This window comes from Amorphus orientalis (genome assembly GCF_030814015.1).
Taxonomy (GTDB): Bacteria; Pseudomonadota; Alphaproteobacteria; order Rhizobiales; family Amorphaceae; genus Amorphus; species Amorphus orientalis.
The window spans coordinates 924,714-939,098 of record NZ_JAUSUL010000002.1 but is presented as its reverse complement, the minus strand read 5'-3'; the positions used below and the strand labels follow the sequence as shown (position 1 = coordinate 939,098).

General features: G+C 66.2%; 13 protein-coding genes. 10 read left to right on the top strand and 3 right to left on the bottom strand.

Translation table 11 applies throughout. The features are described from left to right. Window positions 1-58: 58 nt before the first annotated feature. The gene (locus J2S73_RS12135; protein WP_306885803.1) at window positions 59-1,408 is read right to left on the bottom strand and encodes a substrate-binding protein; all 1,350 of its coding nucleotides are present in this window, start codon (window positions 1,406-1,408) and stop codon (window positions 59-61) included. 237 nt (window positions 1,409-1,645) lie between these two features. Here J2S73_RS12135 and J2S73_RS12130 point away from each other — a divergent pair, with 237 nt between their 5' ends. Genes J2S73_RS12130 through J2S73_RS12115 form a run of 4 tightly spaced genes read left to right on the top strand, consistent with a single transcriptional unit; the run spans window position 1,646 to window position 6,668 of the window. Then, window positions 1,646-3,256, top strand: coding sequence for a helix-turn-helix domain-containing protein (locus tag J2S73_RS12130; RefSeq protein ID WP_306885802.1), 1,611 nt, complete (start codon window positions 1,646-1,648; stop codon window positions 3,254-3,256). 8 nt (window positions 3,257-3,264) lie between these two features. Beyond that, a complete protein-coding gene (locus J2S73_RS12125) occupies window positions 3,265-3,678 on the top strand; it encodes a response regulator transcription factor (protein ID WP_306885801.1) in 414 nt (137 codons plus the stop codon). Next, window positions 3,678-3,911 carry a hypothetical protein gene (locus J2S73_RS12120; RefSeq protein WP_306885800.1) on the top strand — a complete coding sequence of 78 codons (234 nt, stop codon included), beginning with the start codon at window positions 3,678-3,680 and terminating at the stop codon, window positions 3,909-3,911. The genes J2S73_RS12125 and J2S73_RS12120 overlap by 1 nt, the downstream gene beginning before the upstream one ends. Before the next feature lie 3 nt (window positions 3,912-3,914). Next, entirely contained in the window at window positions 3,915-6,668 is a 2,754-nt protein-coding gene (locus J2S73_RS12115; protein WP_306885799.1) for a sensor histidine kinase, read from the top strand. 3 nt (window positions 6,669-6,671) lie between these two features. Here J2S73_RS12115 and gph read toward each other — a convergent pair whose 3' ends face one another. Further along, window positions 6,672-7,367 carry a phosphoglycolate phosphatase gene (gene gph, locus J2S73_RS12110; protein ID WP_306885798.1) on the bottom strand — a complete coding sequence of 232 codons (696 nt, stop codon included), beginning with the start codon at window positions 7,365-7,367 and terminating at the stop codon, window positions 6,672-6,674. 265 nt (window positions 7,368-7,632) lie between these two features. On the opposite strand from gph, the gene rpiA reads away from it, so the two are divergent. The 4 genes from rpiA to J2S73_RS12090 all read left to right on the top strand — a co-directional run bounded on the left by rpiA (window position 7,633) and on the right by J2S73_RS12090 (window position 11,104). Next, window positions 7,633-8,343, top strand: a complete 711-nt coding sequence (gene rpiA / locus J2S73_RS12105; protein WP_306885797.1) for a ribose-5-phosphate isomerase RpiA — start codon at window positions 7,633-7,635, stop codon at window positions 8,341-8,343. Between the two features lie 46 nt (window positions 8,344-8,389). Continuing rightward, entirely contained in the window at window positions 8,390-8,929 is a 540-nt protein-coding gene (locus tag J2S73_RS12100) for a DUF2059 domain-containing protein (RefSeq protein WP_306885796.1), read from the top strand. A gap of 163 nt (window positions 8,930-9,092) precedes the next feature. Then, on the top strand, window positions 9,093-10,481 hold the full coding sequence (gene gor / locus J2S73_RS12095) for a glutathione-disulfide reductase (protein WP_306885795.1): 1,389 nt from the start codon (window positions 9,093-9,095) through the stop codon (window positions 10,479-10,481). Then, complete coding sequence (locus tag J2S73_RS12090; RefSeq protein WP_306885794.1) at window positions 10,478-11,104, top strand: gamma-glutamylcyclotransferase family protein; 627 nt, start codon at window positions 10,478-10,480, stop codon at window positions 11,102-11,104. Before gor ends, J2S73_RS12090 begins: the two co-directional genes overlap by 4 nt. Window positions 11,105-11,107: 3 nt before the next feature. Here J2S73_RS12090 and J2S73_RS12085 read toward each other — a convergent pair whose 3' ends face one another. Next, the gene (locus J2S73_RS12085) at window positions 11,108-11,827 is read right to left on the bottom strand and encodes a VIT1/CCC1 transporter family protein (protein ID WP_306885793.1); all 720 of its coding nucleotides are present in this window, start codon (window positions 11,825-11,827) and stop codon (window positions 11,108-11,110) included. A gap of 155 nt (window positions 11,828-11,982) precedes the next feature. Here J2S73_RS12085 and J2S73_RS12080 point away from each other — a divergent pair, with 155 nt between their 5' ends. Together J2S73_RS12080 and J2S73_RS12075 are read left to right on the top strand one after the other, a co-directional pair. Continuing rightward, on the top strand, window positions 11,983-13,368 hold the full coding sequence (locus J2S73_RS12080; RefSeq protein WP_306885792.1) for a class II 3-deoxy-7-phosphoheptulonate synthase: 1,386 nt from the start codon (window positions 11,983-11,985) through the stop codon (window positions 13,366-13,368). A 130-nt stretch (window positions 13,369-13,498) separates the two neighbouring features. Further along, window positions 13,499-14,287 carry a DODA-type extradiol aromatic ring-opening family dioxygenase gene (locus tag J2S73_RS12075; RefSeq protein WP_306885791.1) on the top strand — a complete coding sequence of 263 codons (789 nt, stop codon included), beginning with the start codon at window positions 13,499-13,501 and terminating at the stop codon, window positions 14,285-14,287. The last annotated feature ends 98 nt before the right edge of the window (window positions 14,288-14,385 follow it).

Sequence of the window (14,385 nt, the reverse complement as noted above, 5' to 3'; positions counted from 1 at the left end):
CCCGCGCGGTTGTGGCCGCACGGGTCCGACTCAAGTTCGCCTTATGCCGAAAGCGGCATCAGACGCCCGGATTGCAGCTGCCGAGCTCGCCACCGAAGATCGAGGGGTCGTACATGACCTGCTCGACCGGGACTTCCTCGACGATCTCCAGGAGGTCGTACTGGTTGGTCGGGTTCTCGTTGCCCTTCACGACCAGCACCTTCTTGAAGCACTGATGGTCGGCCGCACGGTAGAGCGTCGGACCATTGCCGAGGCCGTCGAACTCGAAGCCTTCGAGCTCCGAAATCACGGCACACGGATTGAACGTGCCGGCGCGCTCGCAGGCGTCGGCATAGAGCAGGGTCTGCACGTAGCAGGTCTGTGCAGCCTGGCTCGGCGGCTGACCGTACTTCTGGCCGAACGACTTCACGAACGCCTCGGTGCCCGGGTTCTTGAGCTTCCAGTCCCAGTTGGCGGAGCCGAAAATGCCCTTCACCGCCTCGCCGGCACCCTGAGCCATCAGCTCGGAGTAGAGCGGCACGACGATCTCGAAGTTCTTGCCGTTGGCCTGCTTGTCCTTAAGGCCGAACTGAACCGCCTGGGTCAGCGAGTTCACCATGTCCTTGCCGTAGTGGTTCAGGATCAGGACGTCGGCGCCGGAGTTGAGGACCGGGGTGATGTACTGGGAGAAGTCACCCGCGCCGAGCGGCGTGCGCACGGTTTCGACCGTTTCCCAACCGATGTTCTCGGTCGAATTCTTGATCGATTCCTCCTGGGTCCAGCCCCAGGTGTAGTCGGCGGTCAGGTGGTAGGCGCGGCGGTCGGCACCGTAGGCCTTCTCAAGCACGGGAGCGAGCGCCGCGCCGGACATGTAGGCGTTGAAGAAGTGGCGGAAGCCGTTCGCCCGCTTGTCCTTGCCGGTGGTGTCGTTGGAGTGGGTGAGGCCGGCCATGAAGATGACGCCCGCCTCCTGGCAGAGCGACTGCACCGCGATCGCCACGCCCGACGACGAGCCGCCGGTGATCATGACGGCACCGTCCTTCTCGATCATCCGCTTTGCGGATGCGCGGGCGGCGTCGGACTTGGTCTGGGTGTCGCCGGTGACGAACTCGACCTTCTTGCCCAGCACGCCGTTCCCCTTGAGGGCGGTCGGCTTCATCGTGTTGAGCATGCCGCCGTCGCCGTCACCGTTCAGGTGCTCGACGGCGAGCTGGTAGGCCCGAAGCTCGTCGGCGCCTTCGTCGGCATAGGGTCCGGTCTGCGGAACGTTGAAGCCCAGCGTCACCGTGGAGCCGGTCGGGGCGTTGAGATAGTCGGCGGCGCTTGCGCGGCGAACAAAAAGGTGCGGAGCGGCCAGCGCGGTACCGGCGAACACGGCGCCGCCCTTCAGGACAGTCCGGCGGGACGTGCCGGTTTTGATAATGCTCATTCTTTCCTCCCGGGTCATTATTGAACGCATCGCCCCTCGTTGCGCGATCCGCTCATCCTGAATCGCTACGCCAAGGCTCCTACAACCGGCAATGGCGAAGGCGGGCCCTTGCAAAGTTCTGTAAAATCCGGTCGCATGGGGCGAAACGGCTGTTAAGAACTTTACAAGCCGACCAAGAGCCCGAACCGGGCCGTCGCCCTCGAAGAAGGGCATCCGAGGGAAACGAAGGGAGGTGCCATGGTGCGGGTACCGATCGGCCAGCGCATTCGCGAGCGCCGAAGAGAAGCGGGGCTCGCCCAGGCCGCGCTGGCGGCTGAGCTTGATATTTCGCCGGCCTATCTGAGCCTCATCGAGCACGACAAGCGCTATATCGGCGGCAAGCTCTTGCGCCGGATCGCCGACGCGCTCGAACTGGACCTCGACTATCTGACCGCCGATCAGGACAGCCGGCTCGTGGAAGCGCTGATGGAGCTGGCCCGGGCGCTGGGGCACGAGGAGCTGGATGCAGCGACGGCAGCCGGTTTCGTCGGCCGCTACCCGGAATGGGCGAGGGCGTTCATTCGCTTGCATCGCAGCCTGCAGGACGCAACGGAAACCGCACTGGCGCTGTCCGAACGACTGGGGCGCGATCCGGAACTGATGGCGCTCAGCCACCAGATGCTGACCCAGATCACCTCGATCCGCTCATTCTCCGAAATCCTCGCCGAGCACGACGATCTTGCCGGCGCGGAGCGGCGCAGGTTCGCCGGCATCATCGCCAGCGAGAGCGACGGCCTGACGTCGAGCGCCCGGACGATGATCGACACCCTGCAGCAGTCCGGCAATGCGTTCCGGCCCAGTTCGCCGGCCAACGAGGTCGACGACTTCATCATCGACAACCGGAACTACTTCGCCTCGATCGAGGATGCGGCGTCTCAGCTGCGCACCGAACTCAGCAGCGAGCGCCTACTGTCCCTGGACGTGCTGCACCGGCGGCTCACCGAGCAGCACGGGGTCGCCGTCACCAGCGCGGACGAGGCCCCGGGCGCGTGCACGACCGACCGCTGTCTCGAACTGCCGGAAGGCGCGGCACCGACCACGCTCCGGTTCCGGCTGGCGCATCGCCTCTGCGAACTGGAACTCGCCGACACGTTCGAGAAGCTCGCCGTGCCGGGACGTTTCTCCAGTCCGGACGCGCGCTTGCGCGCCAAACGCGCGCTTGCGCGATACGCAGCCGGCGCGCTGCTGTTTCCCTACGATGCCTTCGTGGAAGCGGCCGAGGAGCTGCGCTACGATCTCGATGGGCTGGGGGCGCGATTCCAGGCCAGCTTCGAACAGGCCGCGCACCGCCTGGTCACCCTCAGGGCACCCGGAAAGGAAGGGGTCCCGTTCGCCTTCCTGCGCACCGATCCCGCCGGCAACATCTCCAAGCGCTTCTCGATTCCGGGGCTGCGCATGCCGGAATACGGCGGGGCCTGCCCACGCTGGGCGATCTATTCGGCGCTCGGTCAGTCGGATCAGATCGTCAGCCAGCTCGCCGCGATGCCGGACGGCGGCCGGTATCTCTTCGTCGCAAAGCGCGTCTCGAAGGTGGCCATGGCCCACGGCCGGCCGGCGACCGTCTTCAGCGTGATGCTGGGATGCGAAGCGCACTATGCCGACCGGATCGTCTACGGCGATGCCTTCGCCTCTCGCCGCGCCAGCCTGATCACGCCGGTCGGATTCGAATGCCGCTCCTGCCGGCGGGAAGACTGCGACCAGCGGGCCCATCCGCCGGTGTTCAGGCCCGGGCCCGGCGAGACCGCCGAACCGCTTGCACCGACCGCCGCCAGAACCGGCGAGCGCCAGAAGATCGCGGAGGGGGTGTGAGCACGACCATGGCTGACACGCAAACGGTGTCCGGGTCGGACGATCGGCGAAGCATCCTCATCGTCGAGGACGAGCCGTTCATCGTCGAATCCCTGACATTCCTGCTCGAGCGGGAAGGCTACCACGTCGATTCGATCCGGGACGGCGGCGCCGCACTCGACCATCTCGCATCGGCCTCGCCTGACCTCCTGATCCTCGACACGATGATCCCGACCGAGAACGGGTTCGATGTGCTGCGCCGCTTCCGGCAGATGCCGCACGGCTTCAAAGTCCCGGTGCTCGTGCTGACGGCGAAGGGACAGGAAAGCGACCGCCAGCAGATGCTCGATCTCGGCGCCGACGAGTTCGTCACGAAGCCGTTCTCGAACCAGGATCTGATCGGCCGGATCGGCCGCCTGCTTCAGCCCCAGCGGAGCCGGTGATGCACGCGGACGGATATGCCGATCTCAGATGGGCGCTCCCGATCGCGATGGTCGTGCTGCTGATGCCGCCCGTTCTTCTTTTGTTCGACAGGCATGTCCTGATCGGCGGCATTCCCCTTCTGCATGTCTATCTGTTCGTGGTTTGGCTCGCCTTCATTCTTGCCACACGGTGGCTCGCCCGGCGCCTGACGAAGAGCACGGAGCCGGCCGAAGAGCCACGCGACAGGTCCTGAGCCATGCTCAGCCCGGAGATCATCGTCGCCGTCGCCGCGCTCTATCTCAGCGGCCTGTTCGTGCTCGCCTTCGTCAGTGACAGGCGGGCGGAACGCGGTGCGAAGACCCTGATCACATCACCGGTCGTCTACACGCTTTCGCTGGCCGTCTATTGCACGTCCTGGACCTTCTACGGGGCCGTCGGTTCCGCGGCGCGAAACGGCGTCGAGTTTGCAACGATCTATATCGGCCCGACCTTCGTGTTCGTCGGCTGGTGGCTGCTCCTGCGCAAGCTGGTGCGGATCTCGCGCACCCAGCAGATCACCTCCATCGCCGACTTCATCTCCGCTCGCTATGGCAAGAGCTCGGCGATCTCCGCCGTGGTCACCATCATCGCGATCGTTGCGATCGCTCCGTACATCGCGCTGCAGCTCAAGGCCGTCGCCACCAGCTTCGAGGCGATCACCAAGCCGTCTCCCTTCGCCGACGGGACCGCCCCACGGCCGGGCCTCCTCAGCGACACAGGCTTCTGGGTCGCGGCCTGCATGGCAGCCTTCGTGATCCTGTTCGGAACGCGCAAGATCGGCGCCGACGAGAGCCATCCGGGCGTCGTCGCGGCGATTGCGTTCGAATCCATGGTGAAGCTGTTCGCTCTCGTCGCGGTCGGCGTGCTGGTCGTCGCGGGGCTTGCCAGCGATCAGGTGCCGGGCGTCCTGACCGGGGATTGGTCCCCGGAGATCGCCCACCTGGCGACCCTTGCCCAGGCCGACGAAAGCCGGTGGATCGCGATCACCTTCCTGTCGGCGGCGGCGATCATCTGCCTGCCGCGCCAGTTCCAGGTCGCGGTGGTGGAAAATCAGGACGAGCGGCACCTCACCACGGCCGCCTGGCTGTTTCCGCTCTATCTGCTGCTGATCAGCCTGTTCGTCGTGCCGATCGCGATTGCCGGCATGAAACTCTTGCCGATCGGCTCCAATCCGGACCTCTACGTGCTGACCGTGCCGCTCGCCGCCGGTTACGAGGAAGTGGCGATTCTCGCCTTCATCGGCGGCCTGTCGGCCGGCACTTCGATGGTGATCCTGTCGTCGATCGCGCTGTCGATCATGATCTCCAACCATCTCGTGACGCCGCTTCTGCTGCGGACCCGGCTGATCGAGAGCACGGCACCGGGCGATCTCTCCCGCACGGTGCTGCTCGTGCGGCGGCTGAGCATCGTGGCGATCCTGGCGTTCGGCTATCTCTACTACCGGACCACAGCCAGCACGAACGGGCTGGCCTCGATCGGACTGATCTCGTTCGTGGGCGTTGCGCAGTTCCTGCCGGCGCTGGTCGGTGGCGTGTTCTGGCGACGGGCCACCCGGGACGGCGCGCTCGCCGGACTCCTCATCGGGTTCGCCTTGTGGGCCTTCACGCTGCTGATGCCGAGCCTGGCGGCGGGGGGATGGAACATCGGCTCGATCGTCGAAGCTGGACCGTTCGAGCTGGAGCTGCTGCGTCCCACGGCGCTGTTCGGCCTGACCGGGCTGGATCCGCTGGTTCACTCCCTGTTCTGGAGCCTCGGCGCCAACGTCGTCGCCTACGTGTTCGTGTCGATCTTCACGGTCCAGTCTCCGATCGAACGCCTGCAGAGTGCCTTGTTCGTCGACGTGTTCGCACGCTCGCCGGCCTCCGAGGAACCGGTGCTGCCGCGCGAAGTCCGGGCGGAGGACCTCTATCGTCTGAGCGAGCGGATCCTGGGTGCCGACCGGACGGCTGCGCTGTTCGAGGCGCAGGCGGAACGTCAGGGCCGGGCAGGGCGGCTGCCGCTCCCCGATCCCCAGTTCATTGCCCTGGTGGAACGGCAGCTCGCCAGCGGCATCGGCGCGTCATCCGCCGGGCTGATGGTGTCGCGGATCGCGAAGGGCGAGCCGATCGCCGTCGATACGGTGATGGCGCTTCTCGACGAGACCCGCGAGGCGATCCGCTACTCCCGCGAACTGGAGCGCAAGTCGGTCGAGCTGGAGCGGATTGCCGGCGAGCTGCGGTCCGCCAACGAAAAGCTGACCCAGCTTGACCGGATGAAGGACGACTTCCTCAGCCGGGTGAGCCACGAGCTGCGCACGCCGATGACCTCGATCCGGTCATTCGCGGAACTGCTGGCCCAGGACGAAGGGCTGGACGAGGACCGTGCCCGCCGGTTCATCGCCATCATCGACGAAGAAAGCCGCCGGCTGACGCGGCTGCTCGACGAGATCCTCGACCTCAACCGGATGGAAAGCGGCGAGGTGAACTGGACGATCGAAGCCACCGACGCCGGCGTCGTGCTTTCCGAGGCTATGGACGTCATGAGCGGCCTCGCCGAGCGGCGGGGGGTGGCGCTGGTTCTGGAAAGCCCCGGTCCGGCGCCGGTTGAGGTGGACGCGGACCGGCTGAAGCAGGTGCTGGTCAACATTCTGTCCAACGCCATCAAGTTCAACACGTCCGCAGCCCCTGCGGTGACGGCATCCGTCCGGATCGAGGACGGGCTGGTCGACATCCGGATCAGCGACAACGGACCGGGCATTTCCGCTGACGAACGAGCCCATCTCTTCACCAAGTTCGGACGCGCCTGGACGGGGCGGGCCGGCGACGCGAAGGGGAGCGGGCTCGGTCTGGCCATCTCCATGCAGATCATGCGGGTCCTGTCGGGCGACATCCGTCTCGTGTCGACCGGCAGCGGCGGCTCGGAATTCTCCGTCACCTTGCCAGTGAACGGACCGCTCGCCGAGACCACACCGATGGTAGACGCCGCCAAATAGCCCTCAGCGGGCCGTCGCCTTGCCCCAGTCTTCGACCAGCCGATCGACCGCCGCGGGCAGATCGTCATAGTGACGCAGGAGAATGTCCGGTGCGAGGGCGTGCATCGGCACGTCCGTATAGCCGAAGCTCACGCCGATGACCGGCGTGCCGGCGGCACGGGCGGTGTCCACGTCCGTGGCGGAATCGCCGACCATGATCGCGCGCTCCGGATCGCCCCCCGCCGTCTCGATGGTCGAGAGCAGGTGGCGGGGATCCGGTTTCGCCATGCCGAAAGTGTCAGGTCCCGCGATACAGCCGAACCGGCCGGCAATCCCCAACGCTTCCAAGAGTTTGACCGCCAGCGGCTCGCGCTTGTTGGTACAGACCGCGAATCGCCACCCCGCTTCCTCCAACTGGTCGAGGGCCGGGAGCAGTCCCGGATAGGGATGGCTTTCGACGGCGATGTTGTCGCCGTAATGCGCCAGGAACGCATCCAGCATCCGGTCCAGCCGCGCATCGTCTGCCGGCTCGGAGAGATCGCTCAGCGCCCGGGAGATCATCGCACGCGCGCCTCGCCCGATCATCGTGCGGGTACGGGCCGGATCCACGCGCGGCAGCCCCTCGATCGCCAGAACCGCGTTCAGCGCGGCCGTCAGGTCGGGTGCGGTCTCGATCAGCGTTCCGTCGAGGTCGAACACGAGGGTTTGAGGGGACGTCATGCACAACTCCAAGCTTGGGCCATATGGGGGCGGGTCAGGCGCGGGACCGCCTCAAAAATGCCGTACCTCAGAATAGGTTGATGCGCGTTTTTCACGTGCTTTCCATCCAGCAGGATGACCGGCGCTGGTATGTGACGGGATCCGGCCCGGATGGGTCGAGCGCTTCCAAGTGACGGGCGCGGCATCGCTGTGGTAAGTCCACGCGTCCTTAAAGGGAAGGCGGTCGGACATCGCTGCCCGTAAACACGTGTCTGGAATTGGGATCATGGGCGCCAAGCGCGATCCGGCGGAATTGAAGATCGAAGCGGCACGCGTCGCCCTCGGGCACGTCGAGCCGGGCATGCAGCTCGGACTGGGCACCGGCTCGACGGCGGAAGCGTTCGTGCGGCTGCTGGGCGAGCGGGTCGCCGAAGGGTTGTCGGTGATCGGCGTTCCGACCTCGGAGAGAACGGCGGATCTCGCGCGGTCGCTGCACATTCCGCTGACGACGCTGGACGACCATCCCCGTCTCGATCTGACCATCGACGGCGCCGACGAACTCGACGACGAGCTCCGCCTCATCAAGGGCGGTGGCGGCGCCCTGTTGAGGGAGAAGATCGTCGCGACCGCCTCGGAGCGGATGATCGTGGTCGCCGACGCTTCCAAGCGCGTGAAGTCGCTCGGCGCGTTTCCGCTCCCGGTCGAGGTCGTGCCGTTCGGGCTGGGCGCCACGATGCGCGCGATCGAATCGGTGGCGGGCCGTCTCGGCCTTGACGGTCCTCTCTCCGTGAGGCAAGCGGCTGACGGACGAGCTTTCCTGACCGATGGTGGCCATCTCATCGTGGACGCCGCATTCGGACGGATTCCGGATCCCGAAGCGCTCTCGGACTCCCTGCTGCACATACCGGGGGTCGTGGAGCACGGCTTGTTCATCGGTATCGCCAGCGCCGCCTTGATCGCCGACGCCGATGGCGTCATTCATCTCGCGTCGGCCTGACATCGATCGCCGGCGCACCGTGGTACGTTCAATACGGAGATCTTTCATGCTCTGTTCCAAATGGTGCCGGATCCCCGGCGCGGCTGTCGCCGTGATGCTGGCCTTTGCCGCAGCCCCGGAGGTTCACGCCCAGTCTCAGAATTCCGCGCAGCAGGATGAGGACAACTTCTCTCCGGAGCATCTCCGCGCGGCCCGCCGGACCGTCGAGGCGGCACAGGTCGCCCAGAGCTTCGACGAGATCCTGCCGACGATCGCAGAGCAGACCCAGACCCTCTTCACCCGGTCCTACCCGTCGCTGACGGCGCAGATCGAAGAGACGACGACCCAGGTCGCGATCGAGATGGCCCAGCGGCGGCCGCAGCTCGATATGACCGTCGAGAAGATCTGGGCGCGCCGGTTCACCATCGAGGAGCTGAACCAGATCGCGGATTTCTATGAGACCCCGACCGGCGAGAAGCTCGCCGAACTCGGCCCGAGCATTTCCGCCCTGTCGATCGGCGCCTCGAAGCAGTGGGCCGATGCCATCTCCACGGAGATGGTCGAGGAAGTGCGTCAGCGCCTGCGGGCCCAGGGCCTGCCGCTCTAAGGCCGATGGCCGTGACGGGACCGACCGTTCAAGCAGATGCGGCCTGAACGGAGGCCCGGCCCATAAGGCTCTGATGTGAAGTGTTTTTCATCGTCGGGCTTGATTGCCCGGCGTGAACGCTTCCGCCGCTTGTGAGCGGCGGTGACAACCGCGTGAGGTGACGATGTCCGAGTTCGACTACGATCTGTTCGTGATCGGCGGAGGTTCGGGCGGCGTCCGCGCGGCGCGTATCGCCGCGCAGCACGGGGCCAGGGTGGCACTCGCCGAGGAATATCGCTACGGCGGCACCTGCGTCATTCGCGGTTGCGTGCCCAAGAAGCTCCTAGTCTACGCCTCGCACTTCTCGGAAGCCTTCGAGGACGCCCGGGGCTTCGGCTGGACCGGCCAGGAGGCCGCCCGCTTCGACTGGCCGACCCTGATCGCCAACAAGGACCACGAGATCGACCGCCTCGAAAAGGCCTATCTGGCCAATCTCGAGCGGTCCGGCGTGACGACGATCCGCAGCCGGGCATCGCTGGAAAGCGAGCATCGGGTCTATCTGGAGGCGGAGGACCGGGCGGTGACGGCGGAGCGCGTCCTCATTGCCACCGGCGGGCGCCCGAACGTGGATCCGCGTCTGCCGGGCGTGGAACACGTCATCACCTCGAACGAGGCCTTTCATCTCGAGCGGTTTCCCGAGCGCATCGTGGTGACCGGCGGTGGCTACATCGCCGTCGAGTTCGCCGGCATCTTCCGGGGGCTCGGGGCCGAAACGACCCTGATCTATCGCGGCGACGAGATCCTGCGCGGGTTCGACGACGACCTGCGCACGGCACTCCACGCCGAGATGGAGCGCAAGGGCATCAAGATCATCCTCAACGACGTGTTCACAGAGATCGAGAAGACCGACGCCGGCCTGTTCGGCCACACCAGGGCAGGGCACGTGCTCGCCGCCGACCAGATCATGTTCGCGATCGGCCGCCGTCCGAATACGTCCGGCCTCGGGCTCGAAGCGCTGGGCGTGGAGCAGTCGGAAGACGGCGCGATCAAGGTGGACGCGCAGTCCCGGACCAACGTGCCGTCGATCTACGCGATCGGCGACGTGACCAACCGGGTCAATCTCACTCCCGTGGCCATCCGCGAAGGCCATGCCTTCGCCGACACCGTCTACGGCGGCAAGCCGACCACGGTGGACCACTGCCTTGTGCCGAGCGCGGTCTTCTCGCATCCGGAGATCGGAACGGTGGGGCTGACCGAGACCGAGGCCCGGGCGGCCGTCCGCGTCGTGGACATCTACAAGACCAGCTTCCGACCCATGCTGCACACCCTGTCGGGCCGGGAGGAGAAGACGCTCGTCAAGCTGGTCGTAGACGGCGAAACGGATCGCGTGCTCGGCGCCCACATCCTGGGTCCGGCCGCGGCTGAGATGGTCCAGCTTCTCGGCATTCTCCTGCACAAGGGTGCGACCAAAGCGGACTTCGATGCGACCATCGCCGTGCATCCGACGGCCGCGGAAGAGCTCGTCACCATGCGCATGGCGGCGGAGCGCCACGTTCGCGAAGCGGCGGAATGACGACGGCCGATACCGCCACAGGCTCCGGAGCGGAGAGCTTTCACTATTTCGGCTACGGTTCGCTGGTCAACGCGGCGACGCGCCCCCAGAGCCAGACCGTTATTCCCGCCCGGCTGCACGGATTTCGCAGGGCCTGGCGCGTGTCGTCCCGACGGTCGCTTCTGAGCGGAAACTGCTCGCTCACGATCATCGAGGCCGGCCCGGATGCGGTCGTCAAAGGCGTGGTCGCCCGTGAGGAGCGGGCGCATCTGGCGACCCTCGACAAGCGCGAGCGCCACTATGACCGGCTGACAGTTGGCCCGGATCTGGTCGCCCTGGAAGCCGACCACGCGCATCCCGGCGAGACCTACGTCTACCGCGTGAAGCGCCGCAACGACCGCTACGGCAGCCACCGGTTCCCGATCCTGCTGAGTTACGTGGACTGCGTCCTGCAGGGCTACCACGCCGTCTACGGCGAGGCAGGAGTGCGCGACTTCATGCAGAGCACCGACGGCTGGCACGTTCCGATCCTCGACGACCGGGATGCACCGCGCTACCCGCGCGCCCAGACGCTGACGTCGCAGGAGAGGGCGCTTGTCGACGATGCGCTCGCCTCGGTCGGCGCCAGCCGCTTCACTGCCTGAGCGTCAGAACAGCCTGATCAGAAGGTCGCCGACCACGTAGGCCACGGCGGCTGCCGTCAGGCCGATGGCGAGGGTCTGGGTGCCGGACTGGTACCAGGTGCGCGTCGAGAAGCGGGACTTTGCCGAGCCGATTCCGAAGAAGACACATGCAGTCAGCGCGGTCGCGATGACCGGTGCAGCAGGCAGGTTGAAGAGGAAGGGCAACAGGGGGATCGCCCCGCACAGCACGAATGCCCCGAACGTGGCCGCGGCGCTCTTCAATGGATTGGCGATGATCGGAGACCGCCCGTATTCCTCCGCGACCATCGTGTCGATCCACACATCCCGGCGGTCCGTGATGAGTTGGACGATTTCCTCCAACTGATCGCCGTCGAACCCCTTGTTGCGGTAGATCTGGCGGATTTCCTGGCGCTCACCGTCCGGCTCCGCCTGGATGTGCCGTTTTTCCTGGTTCACCAGGCGCTGATAGTCCTCGTGTTCGGCCCGGGTTGCGGAGTAGTTCGCAGCCGCCATCGAAAATCCGTCGGCCAGCAGATTGGCCACACCGAGCACGAGCAGCACACGCGTCGAGAAATCGGCGCCGATCGCGCCGGCGACCACGGCGAAGGTGGTCACCGTTCCGTCGATCCCACCGTAGATCCAGTCGCGGAGATAGGAGACCTCCGGGCCGGAGGCGAGCCGAGCGCGGATTGCATCGGAGCTGTGGCTGTGCTCGAGTTCCATATCGCCGCCTCTCGCCTCGCTGACCGCCGACCGGATATCGCACGGGCAGTGGGTGGCCAATCCACAACCGGCATGTGTATAACTGGCGCCCGTTTGGCCCGCTGTGCCACATGAAGCACGCGCCCGAGACTAGCACTCAGTTTGGAACGACTACAATGAGCGACAATTGGTCCCCGACGTCCTGGCGATCCAAGCCGATCAACCAGGTGCCCGAATATCCCGACGACTCCGCGCTTGCGGCCGTTGAGGATCGGCTCTCGACCTATCCGCCGCTCGTTTTTGCCGGCGAGGCGCGCCGGCTCCAGGCCGAGCTGGCCGGTGTCGCCGCCGGCAATGGTTTTCTCCTGCAGGGGGGCGACTGCGCGGAATCCTTCGCAGAGCATCATCCCGATGCCATCCGCGACTTCTTCAGGGTCTTCCTGCAGATGGCGGTGGTGCTGACCTATGCCGCCGCGTCGCCGGTGACGAAGGTCGGTCGGATCGCAGGTCAGTTCGCCAAGCCGCGCTCGTCGCCCATGGAGAAGCAGGGCGACATCGAACTGCCCAGCTATCGCGGCGATATCGTGAACGACATCGCGTTCACGCCGGAGGGGCGCACGCCCGACCCTCAGCGGCTGGAAATGGCGTACCGCCAGTCGGCCGCCACGCTGAACCTGCTGCGCGCGTTCGCCCAGGGCGGCTTCGCCAACCTGGATAACGTCCACCAGTGGATGCTCAGCTTCGTCTCCGACAGCCCCCAGAGCCACCGCTACCAGGTGATCGCGGACCGGATCTCCGAGTCGCTGTCGTTCATGCGCGCCTGCGGCATCGAGGCCAGCAACACGCCGCAGCTCCGCTCGACGGACCTTTACACGAGCCATGAGGCTCTGCTGCTGGGCTACGAGCAGGCGCTGACCCGCATCGATTCCACGACCGGCGACTGGTACGCCACGTCCGGGCACATGATCTGGATCGGCGACCGGACGCGGCAGATCGATCACGCCCATGTGGAATTCTGCCGGGGCGTGAAGAACCCGATCGGTCTCAAGTGTGGACCGTCCATGAAGCCGGACGATCTGCTGTCGTTGATCGACGTTCTCAATCCGTCCAACGACCCGGGCCGCCTCACCCTTGTGGTGCGCCAGGGCGCGGACAAGGTGATGGACAATCTGCCGGGCCTGATCCGGGCGGTGCAGCGCGAAGGACGCTCGGTCGTCTGGTCGTGCGACCCGATGCACGGCAACACCGTCTCCATGAACGGCTACAAGACCCGCCCGTTCGAACGGGTGCTGAAGGAGGTGGAAACCTTCTTCGCCGTGCATCGTGCGGAAGGCACCCACGCCGGCGGCATCCACATCGAGATGACCGGCAAGAACGTCACCGAGTGCACCGGCGGCGCGCGTGCGGTGACGGCGGAGACCTTGTCGGACCGCTATCACACCCATTGCGATCCGCGCCTCAACGCCGAACAGGCCATCGAACTGGCCTTCCTGATCGCGGAAAACCTGCGCAAGGAACGCATGGAGCAGGGCTACCGGGTACCGGTCGCTGCCGCCGAGTAAGGGATCAGGACGCCGGCGACATGCGCCGGCGTCGTCTCCGCCCCGTGAACGCTGTGTCGCCGGTCCAGGTGGCTGCCGTGGGATCGATCGCCGCTTATATCGGTGGGGCCTGAAGAAGGTCCGATGAACCATGCTCCCGACCCTGTTTCTCTCCCATGGCTCGCCGATGCTGGTGCTGACCGAGACACCGGCCCACCGGTTTCTGGCCAGCTACGCCGAAGATCTCGAACGGCCTTCGGCCATCGTGCTGGTGTCGGCCCACTACGAGACCGAGCTGCCTGCCGCGCTTGGCGTCTCCCGGCCCCGGACCATCCATGATTTCGGCGGCTTCGATCGGAAGCTCTTCGAGATGACCTATCCGGCGCCGGGCGACCCTGATCTGGCGTCACGCGTCGCCGAACACCTGTCCGAGGCGGGGCTGAGCGCGGGCGTCGACGAGCGCTGGGGCTTCGATCACGGTGTCTGGGTGCCGCTGAAGCTGCTGTATCCCCAGGCCGACATTCCGGTGGTCGCCGTCTCCGTTCAGCCCCAGGCCGACGCGCGCCATCACTTCGAGGTCGGTCGCGCGCTCGCGCCGTTGCGGGAAGAGGGCATTCTCGTCATCGGCTCGGGCTCCCTTACCCACAATCTGGGCGCCATCCGGACCGAGCTGGGCCGGAACCCTCTGGAAGCGGACGCGCCGGAGTGGGTCACCACCTTTGCCGAGTGGATGAACGCCCGGATAAGCGAAGGTGAGCTGGATGCGCTGCTCGACTACCGCCGGCAGGCTCCGTTCGCCGCCGAGAACCATCCGACCGACGAGCATCTGATGCCGCTGTTCTCCGCGCTCGGCGCGGCCGGAGAGACCGGCCGGGGTCGCCGCATCCACTCGTCCCACGAGTACGGCGCTCTGATGATGGACGCTTACGCGTTCGGATAGCCCGGTGCCCATGCCGCGATTGCGGCATGCCCCGGCGCGCGCTATGTGCGGACACCGCCGGCCGGCTCCTTCGCTGAGGGTACGCCGGGTCGGCGGGA

What these genes read in the sequence shown, in the direction of transcription:
- J2S73_RS12075 (WP_306885791.1), top strand. Translation starts at nt 13,499, where the DNA reads ATGCTCCCGACCCTGTTTCTCTCCCATGGCTCGCCGATGCTGGTGCTG.
- J2S73_RS12080 (WP_306885792.1), top strand. Translation starts at nt 11,983, where the DNA reads ATGAGCGACAATTGGTCCCCGACGTCCTGGCGATCCAAGCCGATCAAC.
- J2S73_RS12130 (WP_306885802.1), top strand. Translation starts at nt 1,646, where the DNA reads ATGGTGCGGGTACCGATCGGCCAGCGCATTCGCGAGCGCCGAAGAGAA.
- J2S73_RS12135 (WP_306885803.1), bottom strand. Translation starts at nt 1,408, where the DNA reads ATGAGCATTATCAAAACCGGCACGTCCCGCCGGACTGTCCTGAAGGGC.
- rpiA (WP_306885797.1), top strand. Translation starts at nt 7,633, where the DNA reads ATGGGCGCCAAGCGCGATCCGGCGGAATTGAAGATCGAAGCGGCACGC.
- gph (WP_306885798.1), bottom strand. Translation starts at nt 7,367, where the DNA reads ATGACGTCCCCTCAAACCCTCGTGTTCGACCTCGACGGAACGCTGATC.
- J2S73_RS12120 (WP_306885800.1), top strand. Translation starts at nt 3,678, where the DNA reads ATGCACGCGGACGGATATGCCGATCTCAGATGGGCGCTCCCGATCGCG.
- J2S73_RS12100 (WP_306885796.1), top strand. Translation starts at nt 8,390, where the DNA reads ATGCTCTGTTCCAAATGGTGCCGGATCCCCGGCGCGGCTGTCGCCGTG.
- J2S73_RS12085 (WP_306885793.1), bottom strand. Translation starts at nt 11,827, where the DNA reads ATGGAACTCGAGCACAGCCACAGCTCCGATGCAATCCGCGCTCGGCTC.
- J2S73_RS12125 (WP_306885801.1), top strand. Translation starts at nt 3,265, where the DNA reads ATGGCTGACACGCAAACGGTGTCCGGGTCGGACGATCGGCGAAGCATC.
- J2S73_RS12115 (WP_306885799.1), top strand. Translation starts at nt 3,915, where the DNA reads ATGCTCAGCCCGGAGATCATCGTCGCCGTCGCCGCGCTCTATCTCAGC.
- J2S73_RS12090 (WP_306885794.1), top strand. Translation starts at nt 10,478, where the DNA reads ATGACGACGGCCGATACCGCCACAGGCTCCGGAGCGGAGAGCTTTCAC.
- gor (WP_306885795.1), top strand. Translation starts at nt 9,093, where the DNA reads ATGTCCGAGTTCGACTACGATCTGTTCGTGATCGGCGGAGGTTCGGGC.